The following is a 15,564-nucleotide window of genomic DNA, read 5'->3' as shown; positions in this document are numbered from 1 at the left end:
TAGTTTTCTCAAAAGTTGTTCACTACAGGATTATTTCTAATTTTCAGTGCCCGCTCCAGGTTTGCCCGGTAGGAACGGTTCAACGGATCGAGCCTGACTGCTTCCCTGAATGCCTGCAGCGCGGCGTCTATCTCTCCTCTGGCCGCCAGCGCTGAGCCTAGGTTGTTCCTGGCTTCGGCAAGCTCCGGCGCGATCCGGAGCGCTTCCCGGTAGGAGCGGATCGCCTCGTCAGATCTCCCCTCTCGCGACAGCAGCACTCCCAAGGCGTTATGGGCCTCGGCCAGCCCTGGGTCCAGCCTGATCGCCGCCTGATAATCGCTCATCGCACTCGTAACATCCCCTTTGGCCGCACGCAGAACTCCGAGGTTGTACCGTGCCCTGGCATGGCCCGGTTCAATGGCCAGCGCGGCATTGAACTCCTGCTCCGCAGCTTCGGTGAGCCCTCGTTTACTCAGGATCGTTCCCAGGTTGTAGTGCGGTCTGGCCTTTCCCGGCGCTTTGGCAACGGCGTCGCTCCAGAGCAGCAGCTCGTCGCTCCAGATAAGATTCCGTTGCCAGGTTGCCGCGGCCAAGAGCAGCACCAACAACAGTAGAGTGGTGTTTACCGCCTTGGTGCCAAGACGCAGCGCAAGCCATCCCAAGGCTGAAGAGGCCGTTATCGAAGCCCCGGCCAGAGGCAGGTACAGCCGGTGCTCGTTGATGACGTCGGATAGCGGTACAAGCGCCTCGGCGCTGAGGGCGGCCAGAAACCAGCTCATTCCGAACCCGGCCAGCCTGGAAGATCTTGTGCCCTGGCGGTAAAGGTACAGGATCAGCCCGATCAGGGCGGTCAAAAGCAGGATGCCCGCAAGTACCGGGAGGGCGGTTACGGCTTGGTAAACCTGGTAGTCATAGTCGATAGTCTGGTTAATCGGCAGAAACAGCAGCCTGAGATAGGTGCAGAGCACCGCCGGCTGCGTTATCAGGTAATTTGCGTACGTCGTTGACGGCAACCCGGTTTTGGTCAGCATTGTTAGCGTGGTAAGTTCTGAATCGGTCGCCGCAAAGAGCATCAGGACCGGGATTGCGAGCAAAGCGCCAAATGGGACAAGCAGCATCAGCCTCTTCCTGATGGTTCCGGGAAAGAGAGTGAGTTCAAGCAGGGCGATGCTGAACGGGATTGAGAACGAGATCTCCTTGCTGAACATGGCGCCGACCGTGGCAAGGATTGCTGCGCTGTACCAGCTGTTATACGGGGCGCTGTTCGAGTTTCCCGTTGTTCTGGACTTTGCATAGCAGAGAAGCGCCAGGAGGTAGAAAAAGGTCGCCAGCAGGGTGAACCGCTGGGTGATATAGGTGACCGCCTGGGTTTGAACCGGATGGACTGCGAAGATCAGGGCAGCGCTGAATGGCGCTGAAAATGGCTGTGCCGTGGTACTCCGGCCTTTGTTCTCTACGCCGCCGGTCAACAGCAGTCTGAGAAACATGAACAGCAGCAGTGCGGTAGCGAGGTGTATCGCCAGGTTCACGGCATGATATCCGAACTGGTTCAGGCCGCCGATCCGGTAGTTGGCGGCAAAGGAGAGCTGCCCCAGGAAACGCCGCGGTGCGGCGCAGAACAGGGCCGGGTCGGTCAACAGCCTTTGAAGGCTTCGGATTAATGGGTTATTTACGATCGAGGTGAGGTCGTCGAAGACAAACGGGGCGCTGAAGCTGTTGGACCAGGCAAGAATGCCGGCGCCCAGAATCGCGATTATCTGCAGCGGGATCGGGTTGCCTTTTGCCGGATCGGCGTAGCTGGATGGAAACATTTTGTTGCTTGGCGGGCCGGAAAGCCCGGCCCGCCCGCGTACTTTATTCGATCGGCTTGACGGAGTTGATCATAACCGGTTCGACCGGGACATCGCTATGCCCACCCTTGGAACAGGTCTTCACCCCTTTGATCGCATCGACGACATCCATCCCTTCGATCACCTGCCCGAATACGGCATAGCCAAAATCTTCCGGCCGCTTGCCTTTGTAATCGAGGAAGGCATTGTCGACGACATTGATGAAGAACTGCGAGGTGGCGCTGTCGACCACGGCGGTCCTGGCCATGGCCAGGGTGCCTCGTGTGTTCTTGAGCCCGTTGTTTGCCTCGTTCTTGATGGCAAATTTAGTCTTTTTCTGCTGCAGGTCGGCATCCATGCCGCCACCCTGGATCATGAAGGTCGGTATGACCCTGTGGAAGGTGAGGCCGTCGTAATAACCGTCCTTGACATAGGAGAGAAAGTTTTTAACGCTGATCGGCGCCTTGTCCTTGAACAGCTCGATGGTGACGTTGCCCATGGATGTTTCCATCAGAACTCGAGGGTTGGCAGATTCGGTCATTGCTGAACTCCTTATTGAAAGAATTCCCCATTCTCTATCACAAAATGATCCCAGGGAGAACAGTTTTCTCGTTACGGATTCGTCCTGACAGCAGTCAGAAACAGCCCGGTAGCGCTGTTAGTTGCCTGGGATGGAAAGTTGAAAGGTGTTGGGTGCCGCGGCAGTTGTAAACCGCGGAGCATCAGGGGGGAGTGAGTTACAGCTCCATGAATTTGAAAGAGCTTTTGCCGCTATTTTTTACCTCATACATAAGTTTATCCGCCTGGATAATCAGCTCGTCCAGCGATTGGGCCGGCTCCGAGCAGCAGACAACCCCGGCGCTGAATGACACGTTGTAGTTGAAAGCATTCATCCTTGCCGAAACTGCGGCAGTGATTTTGCCCATGATGAGAGCAATGGTGTCGGAACTCGTATCCGGGAATATAATGACAAATTCGTCGCCGCCAAATCTTGCCGCCTTGTCGGTGACCCTGATTGTCGAGATTATGGAATCCGCGACGTCTTTAAGAACCGTATCCCCAATATCATGGCCGTATTGGTCGTTAATTTCCTTGAAATTGTCGAGGTCAATAAAGGCAATTGAAAATGGGGAGTTCGTTCGCTTCATGATGCACAGGTAATTCTGGGCAATTTCGTAGAAGGACCTGTTGTTGAGCAGTCCGGTCAGGTGATCGGTCCGGGAGAGGAGCTTTTCATGGTCATACATGACCCGTGATCTATGAGTTATGATTGAAAACAGGCAATAAAAGCCCAGGTTGGTGACTGTGTTGGAGATCAGTGAGGCGGTTTGCAGGTCATGGTTGGATGATGCCCAGATCAAGGTGCAAATGACAGACATGGCAATCGCAGTTCTTAAAGAGATATACCAGACATACAACCCGATCGGGATCAGGTAGAATAAGGCCAGTGAAAATGTCTCGCCGGTCAGATTGTCAAGCATGCCGATCGCCATGGTAAAAATGAGGCCGAGAGATATTATCGCTCTTGAGTTTTGGTTCTCAAGGAAATACAGGCATTCGATTATGACGCACTTCTTCAGCATGGCACCCTCGCTTTAATGAGAACCAAGCATAATGCGTGCCTTGTCAGGATATCTTTCCTACACCGGTAATTAACCGCCAGATTTTGCTCAATTGCATTCGGCCGGTTCCTGTTCAGGCAAATTGGGGTGACAAAAGTCACATTATGGTGATTGTTGTTAGTAGGGTTTTGCCGCTAATTTACCCAGGAAAGGATAATGACGCGTACCATCAGATGCAAACGGCTGAATCCGGCTGATCGTGTTCTGACAATCCTGTTATCCGGCAGGGATCGTGTTGTTGCCGATGGCCCTGGAAATGGAATCCTCGTAAACACAGGCCAAATAACGTTTTAATTGACACGTTTCAGTTATTGGTATAAAAAAGATTCGTTTTGTAGTGCCGTTGTGGCTCAGGGGTAGAGCAGCTCACTCGTAATGAGCAGGTCGTCGGTTCGATTCCGACCAACGGCTCCAGTAATCAAGAAGCCCCGCGGGGAAATCCGCGGGGCTTTTTGTTGCATCGTTTCAGGCAGTTTTATCAGAAAAGAATCAGGCCGGTCTCACTCACGGCCATGTCTGCCACGGTCATCTCTTTCATTGCCGCGATCTTCCCTGCCCCGCTTCCGGTCTTCTTTCCTCTCTTCTTTTTCTATTTTGCGTTCCATCTTTTCATGCCTTTTCTCATCCTTCCATTGTTCCTTTTCGGCTCTGCGGTGCTCCTGCCATTCGCCCCGGTCTGATCTGAAATGCCTGCCGTGGTAATGGTCGCGCTCGCGCTCGTACACCCGATATTCCCGGTCACGGTAATTCCGGATCCGGTCGAGCCTGTGTTTGCGTAAACCAGGGGGCAGGTGTCGGCGCTCTACTGTTACCCACGGGCCTCTGTGGTTGGGGGCCCGGTACCAGTTGCCGTCCCGGTAGGTGAAGTAGAAGTTGTTCAGGAAGAACAGATCGAACGGAACCCCAACCCCGACATAAAACCCAAGCTCTGGGGGATAGATGAAGTCCACGTCGTCTTCAATGATGATGGTTCTGGAAGGTGGTTCCCGGACAATGACCCTGGCGGGCGGGGGCGCTGGGTTGCCGATCTGAAGATTAAGGTCAACGCCGACGTTGGCTGCGTCAGCGGTGCTGATGCCCAACAGAAGCAGGGCAGCAATGAACGGTACGATCTTAGGCATGTTAGCCTCCTTATCTATTTTTGGCTTATGAATGAAAGTAACGAAGCAGTTGCGCATCGGTTGACATTGCCAGTCGTAAAATTATCATCTCCGGACGATATCAGAGACCTATAGCAAAATAATCAAAAAAACAAAAAGGTCCGAAATTTGCTAGAAAAGGTCGATTCCCGCATTGACGTATTTCACTAAATGGGCGATACTTGCCTGAATTAAGCAGGTTAGCAGATTGATCGCTGGCCACCTGCCGCCAAATGCCTGTTGACATCGGTTTCATTAAGCCGATTGCGTCTTGCGCTTGCTAAAAAGGACTTATATCAATGAAAAGTATACTCGTTACCGGTTCATCCGGCCTGATCGGCTCGGAGGTTGTCACCTTTTTCCATAACCTCGGTTTTAGTGTCCACGGTATTGACAGCAATCAGCGGGCGGTCTTCTTCGGCCCGCAGGGCGATACCCGCTGGAGCCAGCAACGGCTTGTCGATACCCTCCCCCGCTTCAGTCATCACGAACTCGATATTCGCAACCGCCAGGGGTTGATTGAACTGGTCAAGCAACTGAAACCGTCCGGCATCGTTCACACTGCGGCCCAGCCTTCCCATGACCGGGCTGCCGACATCCCGTTCGACGACTTCGACACCAACGCCGTCGGCACCCTCAATCTCTTGGAGGCTGCCCGCCAGGCCTGCCCCGAGTCTCCATTCATCCACATGTCCACCAATAAGGTCTACGGCGAACTCCCCAACTCCATCCCGCTGGTGGAACAGGAGACCCGCTGGGACTACGCCGACCCGGCCTATAGCAACGGCATAGCCGAATCATTCTCCATCGACCAGTCCAAGCATTCGCTCTTCGGCGCCTCCAAGGTTGCCGGTGACGTCATGGTCCAGGAATACGGCCGGTACTTCGACATGCCCACCTGCTGCCTCCGCGGCGGCTGCCTCACCGGCCCCAACCATTCCGGTGTGGAACTGCACGGTTTTCTGAGCTACCTGGTCAAATGCAATCTGGAAGGGAAAGAGTACACCGTATTCGGCTACAAAGGGAAACAGGTGCGCGATAACATCCACTCCGAAGATGTGGCCCGGTTTATCCATGCCTTTTACGAGACCCCCAGATGCGGCGAAGTCTACAACCTCGGCGGCGGCAAGGGAAACTCCTGCTCCATCCTGGAGGCGTTCGCCCTGACCGAAGAGTTCACCGGCAAGCAGCAGGTATACAGGTATGTCGACCAGAACCGGATTGGTGATCATATCTGTTACTACAGCGACCTGAGCAAAATGAAAAAGCATTATCCGCAATGGGATATCACCAAATCTTTGCGGCAGACGGTCCGGGAGATCGTCGCGTCCTGGCAGGGGCGGCTGGGATGAAGAATCCGGGCGATTCCGGGGGGCGAGCTCCGCTGCAGCTCCTCTCTGTAGTTCTTCCGGCTCGTGACGAGGAGGGGTGCATCTGCTCGACCGTGGAGCACCTTCACCTTGAACTTCGCCTGCAGGGTGTTCCTCACGAGATCGTGGTGGTCGATGACGGTAGTTCAGACCGGACCTGGGCACTGCTGCAGGATCTCGCCGAAAGGGTTCCCCAGCTCAAACCGGTGCAGAACAGCGGGTTGCACGGTTTCGGCAGGGCGATCATCTGTGGGCTTGATAACATGACCGGTGATGCCGTCGTAATAATGATGGCCGACGAATCCGACGACTGCCGCGATGTGGTTCGTTATTGGCAGGAGCTGAACAAGGGGTATGACTGCGTTTTCGGCAGTCGCTTTATCAAGGGTGGCGGGACCATCGACTACCCGGTTGTGAAGATGGTTTTCAATCGGCTGGCCAATAAATTTCTGCAGCTGCTTTTCGGGATCAAGTTGAACGACACTACCAACGCTTTCAAGGCTTATCGCCGGGAAGTGATCGACGGCTGTCGTCCCCTTATTGCTCCTCATTTCAATCTGACTGTAGAACTCCCGCTCAAGGCGATTGTCCGCGGTTTCACCTGGACCACTATCCCGATCACCTGGCGCAACCGGAGGTCCGGGGTTGCCAAACTGAAGATCAAGGAGATGGGGAGCCGCTATCTCTTCATCTGTCTCTATGTCTGGCTGGAGAAATATTTTTCGTGCGGGGATTACCGTAGACAATGACGCTTTGATTAATGCGAAGCATGTTATCCATAGACAGCCCGGTTGTTATCTTATAACTTTGATGCAGCAATGAAGGAATAATTCGGCAAATGACTTCCCTCCCCAAAATATCTATTGTTACCCCGTCATTCAACCAGGGGCGGTTCATCGAAAAGACGATCCTCTCGGTCATAGAGCAGGATTACCCGAATCTTGAGTACATCATTATCGACGGCGGCAGTACTGACGAGTCGGTTGAGATAATAAAGAAGTACGAGAAACATCTGGTCTACTGGGTAAGCGAGCCGGACCGGGGCCAGAGCCATGCCATCAACAAAGGGTTCGATCGGGCGACCGGCGAGATCTTCGGCTGGCTTAATTCGGATGACTGGTATCATCCCGGTGCGCTCAATGCCGTTGCCGAGGCGTTTACCGCAAATCCGGATGCCGGGGCGGTGGTGGGAGGGGGAGATTATGTTGATGAAGGAGGAATGGTTATTGTTCGAACAGTCCCATCTGTAGTTACAGTTGACACAATCTGTACTTGGTTTGATTCTCATTTTTGGCAACCGTCATGTTTTTTCACAAATGTAGTTTGGGGGAAATGCGGGCCATTGGATGAATCTCTTGATTTGGCAATGGATATTGATTTATGGTTAAAAATTGCAAAAGAGTTTACTTTTTCAACTATTGAAGAAATCTTGTCATCAAGTCTAAGGCATGCGACAGCCAAAACTGTGGCGTCAAGTCATCTTTCAGATATGGCAACACTGAAATTGGTATTGGGGCATTGTGGGGCAATTGGTGGGGAAAAAATATTAAACAGCTACACTCCCCGTTTACTGGCCTTTGCAAGAGAATATCAAGCAACAATTACTGAATTGAACGAGAAAAATATTATTATTGCTGAATTGCATAACCAGCTTGAAGCTGTTATTAACTCCAAAACTTGGAAATCCACCGCATTTGTGAGAAAAGCTATCAATTGTCTTTCAAGGGCTGGGCATAAGAGTTCTGCCAACAACCATTGAAAAGATTCAGGTAATTAAGTGGAAGAAGATCAAATAAAATCAGCGTTGAATCCCGATTCACCTGTTAGGATTTTGTGCATAGTTCCCAGGCTTCCGTATTTCGACAGGGCATCGGGAGATCTGCGCCTGTTTCGCATCTTACAGATACTAACCAAGTTTTCTGAAGTTTATATTTATAGTATCGGATATGGTGAAGAATCAAATTATCAAAGGTATATTAATGAATTGATAAACAACAAAATTAAAGTAATTTATCACGATAAATTCATTGAAATGCTTCAGTTAGAACTGATAGATGCCGTCATATGTGAATTTTATTTTATCGCAGAACAATTTGTGCCGGTTGTAAGAGAAATATCCCCCAAAACTATTTGTATTGTGGATAGCGTTGATGTACATTTTTTCCGTGAAGCCATGATGGCAAAAGTATTGAACGATGACGAAATGTCTCAGCAGGCACTAAACACCAAAATAAAAGAGATGAAAGCGTATTCTTTGGCGGATCGAGTGTGGGCTGTAACAGAACAAGACAAGAAAATCTTAGTTAATAACGGAATTTATGCGAACAAGATTCATATAATACCAAACGTGCACTCAATTCGAAGTTCAGTTCCGCCGAGAGAGGAGCGAAATCCAAATTCCCTGCTTTTCGTCGGAGGCTTTAAACACCGGCCGAATGTTGATGCAATGTTATTCTTCTGCGAATCAATCTTGCCAATAATCAAGCGACAAGTACCCGATGCGAGATTGAAAATTGTTGGCTCTGATCCCCCCCAAGAGGTCATACAACTTGCTTCTCCTTCGGTAGAGGTTACCGGGTATGTGTCGTCAACGCAGCCCTACCTGGACGAAGCAATGGTGTCAGTTGCTCCTTTGCGTTTCGGTGCAGGGATGAAAGGCAAGGTAGGCGAAGCTCTTTCCAATGGATTACCGTTAGTTACAACCAGCATAGGCGCGCAGGGAATGAGTCTGGTTTCAGGCAGAGAATGTATAATTGCCGACAACCCAGAAGAATTTGCCGCTGCAGTGATAAGGTTGCTAACGCAAATCGATTTATGGAAAGGGATGTCATTAAATTCCATAAAATATATGGGGTTGGAATTCAAATACGATGCAATAATATCATCACTGCAATTTGCGATTGAATCAATTTACCAGTGTCAATCTGATGAACTTTATCTCGAGAAATCAGTGATCGCCAGTGAAATTCAGAAGGATCTTAATGAGTTATTTCCCAAATTATTGGTTAACGAACAATTATTATCAGAACGGAGTCAACAGTTAACTGAGCAAAAGCAGCAGTTAACTGAGTTAAATCAACAATTGGCACAAGTTATTTCAGAAACTATATACTTAAGGCAATACAACGAAAACATGCTAAATTCGTTGAGTTGGAAAATAACAGCCCCTTTTCGTAAAATGTTGTCAATAATGTCTCGTGCAAAATAAGTTATCTGGAAATATATTTATGAACACTGCAAGTAAAGATCGAAATTCCATTGAATTAATAGAAAAACTAGATCGAACTGAACAGCAGTTGCAAATAGCTAAGATAAGGATAGCCCAACTTGATAGTCAGTTAAATCTTGTTTACAGCTCATTGAGTTGGCGAATTACATCGCCTTTACGTAGGGTTGGGCTAAAGTTGCCTCAGTTATTTAGATTAATAAGTAAGTGGTTAGGTGGGGCTTCTCCCTCCTATTCAATCCATTCTAAGCACAAAACGTTAAAGGGGCAGTTGTTTGATGCCATATTGGACGCAGAATCGATAAGCAGTACAATTGGGATTCATCTTCATCTTGATTGTTTTGACTTGCTTGATGAAATTGCATCGTATCTTGTTAATATCCCCTTTGATTTTGACCTGTATGTTTCTACAATCTATCAATACCACGAAAACGATGTTCAAGTTAAGATGGCATCAGTCAAAACTGTCCGGGGATGTTTTGTAAAAGTTGTTCAAAATCGCGGGAGCGATATTGCTTCCTATGTTTCTGTCTTTGCTGCTGATCTTCTGAAATATGATTACGTGTGCTACATTCACAGCAATATATCTCTTTACTCTGACATACAGCAAAACGAATGGCGGAAACATCTTTTGGATAACCTTATGGGGTCTGTGCCAATTGTGCGAAAAATCTTTGGGATATTTACTGCTTATGAGGATGTCGGAATAATTTATCCTGAGACATATTTAACGCTGCCGTATTGGACACATGCTTGGTTAAGCAACAAGCAGCTTGGTCAACAACTCTGCAATATGTTCGGGATTGCAGGAGATTTTTCAGGATATCTGGACTCGCCGAAGGGGGCCATGTTCTGGGCGCGGCCAAAAGCGATTGCACCGTTGCTCTCTGCTGGTTTTAAGATTGAGGAGTTCCCTGAAGAGTCAGGACAAATCAAAGGTACGCTAATTCAGACATTAGAAAGGATGATAGTTCCGATAGCCCACAACCAAGGATACACTTTTTGTGAAATTAATACGTTAAAAAAAGAGTTTTCAATCTCATTTGGCAGTAGAAATCTTCATCAATATTGGCAAAAGAGTCTTGATGGGTTGAAGCAGGAAATCCTGAAATATGAAGTTATTACCTTTGATATCTTTGACACCCTTGTTACCCGGCCATTGATCGATCCCGATACCGTTTTTGATCTGCTGGAGATTGATGCTGCAAGATCTGAAGACGTGAAAAATTTTCGCGAAATACGAAAAAGGGCAGAAAGCGAAATCAGAGGTGAGATTGGTTTTAGCAGGGATGTGGGAATCGAGGAAATTTATCACCGAATAAGAGCTATTCTTAAGATTGATGGATCGATCATAGAAAGGCTTTGTAAGCATGAAATGGAGATTGAAGTTTGTTTTACTCGTGCCAGGCCAGAGGTAGTAGAGGCACTGCGTTTTGCGAAGGAGCACAATAAACATGTCATTCTGATGTCCGACATGTATCTTGACGCAAAGACTATTCGGGCAATACTTACTGCAAACGGGATCGCTGGTTACGACGAACTGTACTTATCATCAGAGTTGGGTGTGCGAAAAGATAATGCAACCATGTGGATGAAGTTGTTAGAGAATTATTCTAGAACATCCATACTTCATATCGGAGACAACGAACATTCTGATGTTCAAATCCCCAGCGAATTGAAGATAGCAGTTTACCATGTCATGTCTCCTAAAAATCTGTTCAATAATTCATTTATTGGAAGAGAACTAAAAACGTTTTCTCTTGCTCATAATATTGCCAATTCAGCTATTTTAGGAATGACTATTAATTACCTGTGCAATAATCCTTTTGCTATGCATGATTATGCTGGTGACTACAAATTCTCAAACAAACACGGGTTTGGTTATGCAGTAATAGGCCCTGTTATTTTTGCGTATCTTACCTGGCTTCTAAAATCAGTAATTAAAGACAACATTGTAAAAATACTATTCTTAGCTCGTGAAGGCTATTTGCTTAAACGCATTTTTGACATGTTCCTAAAGCATAAGGATGTTGCAAATAAGATAACTGAAAGAATTGAAACAGTTTATTTGCTTGCTTCTCGGAGAGCAACAACGGTTCCTGCAATTGCTAATCTTGAAGATGCTCTATATATATTGAAAAAACCCTACAAGGGTGATCTGTTTAATCTTATGGAAACTCGTTTTGGTATTAGCACGAGTTATCTAAAGGGGAAAAACGTTGCGAGTTCATATGTTGAACTTCCAACTGACATTAATAAGATTGCTGGAATTGTCAGGAATAATTTTGATGCAATATTAGCTGTTGCTAGTAAAGAAAATGGAAATTATCTGACGTATCTAAATGAGTTAGGTATTAATGCTGACAAGGTCGGTATTGCAGTTTCAGACGTTGGGTATAGTGGCAATATTCAGAAGGCGCTATCTAGGCTGTTAGGCAGTTCTCTGACGGGGTACTATTTCGCTACGTGCTTAGACATTCAAGATGGTGATAAGTTGCATAATAAATTTAAAGGCTATTTAACAGAAAATGATGATCCTTTGAATACTGCAAGTGATATGTACCGATATAGCTTGATTTTTGAAAGCATATTAACTGCGCCGGATGGTCAACTTGTTTGTTTCGAACACAGAAACGGAGAACTTGAACCCGTTTTTGGAAAACCTAACGAACAATTTAACCACTTGATGGAGATTCATGAAGGGATTACGGCTTATTGTTGTGACATGCTTAATTTGCACGGACGCTATCTCTTGGGTTTTGAGCCAGACAGAAAGATTGTCGAATATCTTTTTGGAAAAGCTATTTCAGAAAATAAGGTTGATAAAACAATACTATCAAAGCTAAGTGTTGAAGATAAATACTGCCAGGATCAATACATAGCTGCGATATAGTCAATTGTGAGGGAAAAATCAAGGATGGAATTAAATGTATTTGCACGTGAGCAAACTTACTTTAGTAGTGTGCGAAAAGGTTTAGCCGATATATTTTGTCGCACTTTGTCAAAATCTTATTCTAATTTTGCTTCGTTCATAGAGGCCGTCAAAAAACTGATCAGAAGTCAATCAATTCGCAAGCAGATACAGCAGCTAAATAAGTGGGATTCGCAGGCTCCCCTTTTTTCTGTAATCATACCTGTATATGACAGAACTTGGGAGCTTGAAAAGGCCATAGATAGTATATTAAGCCAAACTTTTAGGAATTTTGAATTGATACTAGTTTGTGATGGTTCTCCTGAAAATACTCTAACCATTGTTGATAGATATGCTTGTCATCCTCAAGTTCGGGTACATAAATACACTGACAATAGTGGTAACGCATGTAGAGGTCGAAACACTGGAATCAAAATGGCAAAGGGGCACTACGTTGCATTTATGGACAGTGACGATATCTCAGTACCTGAAAGGCTAGACATCACCCTTTTTTATTTCATGCTTACTAAAGCTGATATGGTATATGGATCTGTAACAATAATATCTGATGGTGCAAGGCAGATTGAGGGGGTCTGGGACGGGCAGTTTAGGAAATCTTTTTCACTGAATTTGAAAGAGATGGAAGAGGTGAATCCTGTGTGGACTTGCACTGCATCAGTAAAGAAGGACGTTTTAGACCGTTATGGCGCGTTTCGTGTGGAAATGCGTTATCGTGAAGATCATGAATTGTGGTTGAGACTTGCCTTTAATGGTTGTAAGCTCTTTCCGATCATTGAAATGTTGGCTTATTACAGATTTCATAAGAATAATGCGGAGCTCCTTTTTAAAGATCAAGATGCGCACTGGAAGTCTCTGATGCTAGAAATATATAAACAGCCCTATTATTTTTGATGAATAGTTACTGTCAGTAAAACAACTAGTGTTCTCTGGATAAGGAAATGAACCTAATCAAATTACTAAATGTTGTTGCCCGAACTTTTTATTATGAAGGTATAAACGGCATTGTTGCACGAATACAGACATTATTAAGAACTAGAGGTGTGAGCCAGTCTACTTTAGCTGCTTCCCTGACAATAGACTATTCCTCACAACATATAATGGATGTTAAGCGTCAGCTCGATGAATCGCAATTTGTAACATTGCCCGAACGTGTTGAAGTGAACCACGATAACGGTAATCGCCCTGTTGATATTTCCATGTTGTCTTTTCTTATGTTGATACCCGAACCAGAGCGAGGTTCAGGGGGAAGAATGACCATGGCCAGAGTATTAGATTATCTTATAAAAAAAGGTGTGAAGTGCTTTGTCACGTTCTACCCTGAGGTTATTGAATATCGTTATTCAGAATGTGAGAAAGCTTGGTTTGAAGAGTTTGGATTTGACGCGGTCGCCTGCCCTGTGCTGAGATTGGATGAGGCGATGGCAATGTATTTCGATATTGCCGTGGCGACTTACTGGCCTGGTGCTTATGTGTTGAAAAACTGTATTTCGGCTTCATCCAAGGGATACTTTGTCCAGGATTTTGAACCTTATTTCCATCCGCCAGGAAGCATGGCGGCGTTTGCCGAAGAGACTTATCGTCTGGGGCTATGGGGTGTATGTGCATCTCCATGGCTTGCTGAAACTCTTTCTTCAGTATATGGGATGCGCACCGCTGGATTTCTATTAGGACTAGAAAAGAGCGAATACTACTTAGACAATTCAGTAATTCGTGAAGAAAATCTTGTCGTAGCCTATATTCGCCAACATACGCCAAGGCGCGGTTATGAACTGATCATGTGGGCGCTAAAACTGCTCAAGGATAAGATGCCAAATGTGAGAGTAGAGATATTTGGAGATGCAAGACTCCCGGCTGGTAAGTTTTTGTGGATTGACAAGAATCATGGCATAATTGGGCACGAGGAATTACGAATTCTCTATAATCGTGCGACAGTTGGAATTGTGACATCTTTTACCAATTATTCTCTTATACCTAATGAAATGATTGCATGTGGATGTGCCGTTGTTGACTTGGACACGCCATGTATGAGATCAGCTTTTCCTTCGGGCGTTATAACATTGGAACGAGCGACACCTCAGCGTTTAGCTACTGCTGCTCAATTATTGTTAACGAATAATGATATGCGCGTGGCACAAGTGGATAGAGGATTTAAATATGTTTCAACGATTAGCTGGGAACAAAGTCTAGATTCAATTTATTTTGCAATACAAGAGTTTTCACATGACCAAACTGGCAAGATGTAGCTAATGGCTACTCACTTTTAATATAATTGTTAGAAGTTTTGGGAATGGAATTAAACTTAAAGACGACATATTGTTATTGGTTGTTTATATTTGCATTATCATCAATCTGTACTGTTTGGTACGGGTCTTTGCCATATCTAACTTTTATGGGGGATGATTTAAATCTTATTGTGAAGGCCCAAGATGGTGGGTATGCCAGTAGTATTGCCAAAGCATTTACAATGGTAGATGCTGAAAAGTATCGCCCCGTAATGGCCCTATTCTATTGTATTGAAATCAAATTACTTGGGAACAACTTTATTAATTATATCTGTGTTAATATTGTTATTCAATGTATTAATACTGCCCTTTTGGCATATGTCTGTTGGATTCTTTCAAATAACAACTACTTAATATTAATTGTTGCTGGATTGACTGCTATTGTATCAAGATTTGCGTATTATAATGTGTTGCAAGTATGGGGGGCAATGGAAGGGCTTGGCATCTTATTCCTCTTACTGTTAGTAATTAATGTTGTCCGAGCAATGCAATACGGAAGAGTATCGAACATACTTTGGGCAAATGCTTGGTTCATGATTTTGATTTTTACGGCGGAACGTTTTCTAGTGGCAGGGCTATTTCTCCTTTTTGCTGCCTTTATGGTAAATCCCAATTACATATCCAGAATACAGCGAACCTACCTTGCCACTATCCCGATGCTTATAATAGCATTTAATTATTTTATTAAAAAAAAGGTATTAGATGTGAATTTTCTAGTTGGTACTGGTGGAACTCATATAAAATTCGAATTTGTAAAGTTTGTCTCGTTTGTTGGTTCGGCAATAGCGAACCTTTTTGGTTTCAACGTGGGGCCTGACTACTTATCGGGTCTTAACGTTATGGATACTTGGATACCTGGTGTTTTATTTGGAGTTGGAGTTACTGTTGTCATATTGTCGATCTTTTATTATGGGTTTAAATCGTTTCGCTTTGGAAATGTCGAAAATTCTCAAAACAAAATACTGATATTGTTATTATTGCTACTATTTTCACTGATTGCAGCTGCATCAATCACAATTCGTCAAGAGTTTAGGTGGCTTTATTCCCCGTATATGGTTTTTTTAAATGGTGTTGAGTTTAATCTCTTCTAGAATAACAAGTAAGTTTAAGCTAACATGGCTTCTTGTGACCTTTCTGGGACTTATTATTCCTTTAGAGAGTTATTACCGCGGATATTTACCTAAT

12 protein-coding genes and 1 tRNA gene are annotated in these 15,564 nt (G+C 45.7%); 9 read left to right on the top strand and 4 right to left on the bottom strand.

Features of this window, described 5'->3' with window-relative positions; translation table 11 throughout:
• Positions 1-8: 8 nt before the first annotated feature.
• From OR1_RS09930 to OR1_RS09920, 3 genes are all read right to left on the bottom strand, one after another.
• A complete protein-coding gene (locus tag OR1_RS09930) occupies positions 9-1,790 on the bottom strand; it encodes a tetratricopeptide repeat protein (RefSeq protein ID WP_041971658.1) in 1,782 nt (593 codons plus the stop codon).
• A 43-nt stretch (positions 1,791-1,833) separates the two neighbouring features.
• Positions 1,834-2,349: a peptidylprolyl isomerase gene (locus OR1_RS09925; RefSeq protein WP_041971656.1), complete on the bottom strand. Its 516-nt coding sequence runs from the start codon at positions 2,347-2,349 to the stop codon at positions 1,834-1,836.
• A 196-nt stretch (positions 2,350-2,545) separates the two neighbouring features.
• Positions 2,546-3,391: a GGDEF domain-containing protein gene (locus OR1_RS09920; RefSeq protein WP_041971655.1), complete on the bottom strand. Its 846-nt coding sequence runs from the start codon at positions 3,389-3,391 to the stop codon at positions 2,546-2,548.
• Between the two features lie 378 nt (positions 3,392-3,769).
• Between OR1_RS09920 and OR1_RS09915 the strand changes: the two genes are divergently transcribed.
• Positions 3,770-3,844, top strand: a tRNA-Thr gene (locus OR1_RS09915).
• An 86-nt stretch (positions 3,845-3,930) separates the two neighbouring features.
• Here OR1_RS09915 and OR1_RS09910 read toward each other — a convergent pair.
• Positions 3,931-4,551 carry a hypothetical protein gene (locus OR1_RS09910; protein WP_041971654.1) on the bottom strand — a complete coding sequence of 207 codons (621 nt, stop codon included), beginning with the start codon at positions 4,549-4,551 and terminating at the stop codon, positions 3,931-3,933.
• 317 nt (positions 4,552-4,868) lie between these two features.
• Here OR1_RS09910 and OR1_RS09905 point away from each other — a divergent pair, with 317 nt between their 5' ends.
• The 8 genes from OR1_RS09905 to OR1_RS09870 all read left to right on the top strand — a co-directional run bounded on the left by OR1_RS09905 (position 4,869) and on the right by OR1_RS09870 (position 15,470).
• Positions 4,869-5,921, top strand: a complete 1,053-nt coding sequence (locus OR1_RS09905) for an NAD-dependent epimerase/dehydratase family protein (RefSeq protein ID WP_041971651.1) — start codon at positions 4,869-4,871, stop codon at positions 5,919-5,921.
• Positions 5,918-6,688 (top strand): glycosyltransferase family 2 protein, encoded by a 771-nt coding sequence (locus tag OR1_RS09900; RefSeq protein ID WP_041971650.1) that lies wholly within the window; start codon positions 5,918-5,920, stop codon positions 6,686-6,688. The genes OR1_RS09905 and OR1_RS09900 overlap by 4 nt, the downstream gene beginning before the upstream one ends.
• An 89-nt stretch (positions 6,689-6,777) precedes the next feature.
• Positions 6,778-7,698 (top strand): glycosyltransferase family 2 protein, encoded by a 921-nt coding sequence (locus OR1_RS20795; protein ID WP_052440372.1) that lies wholly within the window; start codon positions 6,778-6,780, stop codon positions 7,696-7,698.
• A gap of 18 nt (positions 7,699-7,716) precedes the next feature.
• Positions 7,717-9,147 (top strand): glycosyltransferase, encoded by a 1,431-nt coding sequence (locus tag OR1_RS09890; protein WP_041971649.1) that lies wholly within the window; start codon positions 7,717-7,719, stop codon positions 9,145-9,147.
• Positions 9,148-9,166: 19 nt separating this feature from the next.
• Positions 9,167-12,058 (top strand): rhamnan synthesis F family protein, encoded by a 2,892-nt coding sequence (locus OR1_RS09885; protein ID WP_041971648.1) that lies wholly within the window; start codon positions 9,167-9,169, stop codon positions 12,056-12,058.
• 24 nt (positions 12,059-12,082) lie between these two features.
• Entirely contained in the window at positions 12,083-12,988 is a 906-nt protein-coding gene (locus tag OR1_RS09880) for a glycosyltransferase (RefSeq protein ID WP_052440371.1), read from the top strand.
• Positions 12,989-13,035: 47 nt separating this feature from the next.
• The gene (locus OR1_RS20790) at positions 13,036-14,340 is read left to right on the top strand and encodes a glycosyltransferase (RefSeq protein WP_152609860.1); all 1,305 of its coding nucleotides are present in this window, start codon (positions 13,036-13,038) and stop codon (positions 14,338-14,340) included.
• A 44-nt stretch (positions 14,341-14,384) separates the two neighbouring features.
• Positions 14,385-15,470, top strand: a complete 1,086-nt coding sequence (locus OR1_RS09870) for a hypothetical protein (RefSeq protein WP_152609859.1) — start codon at positions 14,385-14,387, stop codon at positions 15,468-15,470.
• Positions 15,471-15,564 lie beyond the last annotated feature (94 nt).

The sequence above is a fragment of the Geobacter sp. OR-1 genome, from assembly GCF_000813145.1.
Classification (GTDB): Bacteria; Desulfobacterota; Desulfuromonadia; order Geobacterales; family DSM-12255; genus Geoanaerobacter.
The sequence above is the reverse complement of the archived record's forward strand: the minus strand, read 5'-3'. Positions and strand labels throughout refer to the sequence as shown.

What these genes read in the sequence shown, in the direction of transcription:
- OR1_RS09930 (WP_041971658.1), bottom strand. Translation starts at nt 1,790, where the DNA reads ATGTTTCCATCCAGCTACGCCGATCCGGCAAAAGGCAACCCGATCCCG.
- OR1_RS09925 (WP_041971656.1), bottom strand. Translation starts at nt 2,349, where the DNA reads ATGACCGAATCTGCCAACCCTCGAGTTCTGATGGAAACATCCATGGGC.
- OR1_RS09920 (WP_041971655.1), bottom strand. Translation starts at nt 3,391, where the DNA reads ATGCTGAAGAAGTGCGTCATAATCGAATGCCTGTATTTCCTTGAGAAC.
- OR1_RS09910 (WP_041971654.1), bottom strand. Translation starts at nt 4,551, where the DNA reads ATGCCTAAGATCGTACCGTTCATTGCTGCCCTGCTTCTGTTGGGCATC.
- OR1_RS09905 (WP_041971651.1), top strand. Translation starts at nt 4,869, where the DNA reads ATGAAAAGTATACTCGTTACCGGTTCATCCGGCCTGATCGGCTCGGAG.
- OR1_RS09900 (WP_041971650.1), top strand. Translation starts at nt 5,918, where the DNA reads ATGAAGAATCCGGGCGATTCCGGGGGGCGAGCTCCGCTGCAGCTCCTC.
- OR1_RS20795 (WP_052440372.1), top strand. Translation starts at nt 6,778, where the DNA reads ATGACTTCCCTCCCCAAAATATCTATTGTTACCCCGTCATTCAACCAG.
- OR1_RS09885 (WP_041971648.1), top strand. Translation starts at nt 9,167, where the DNA reads ATGAACACTGCAAGTAAAGATCGAAATTCCATTGAATTAATAGAAAAA.
- OR1_RS09880 (WP_052440371.1), top strand. Translation starts at nt 12,083, where the DNA reads ATGGAATTAAATGTATTTGCACGTGAGCAAACTTACTTTAGTAGTGTG.
- OR1_RS20790 (WP_152609860.1), top strand. Translation starts at nt 13,036, where the DNA reads ATGAACCTAATCAAATTACTAAATGTTGTTGCCCGAACTTTTTATTAT.
- OR1_RS09870 (WP_152609859.1), top strand. Translation starts at nt 14,385, where the DNA reads ATGGAATTAAACTTAAAGACGACATATTGTTATTGGTTGTTTATATTT.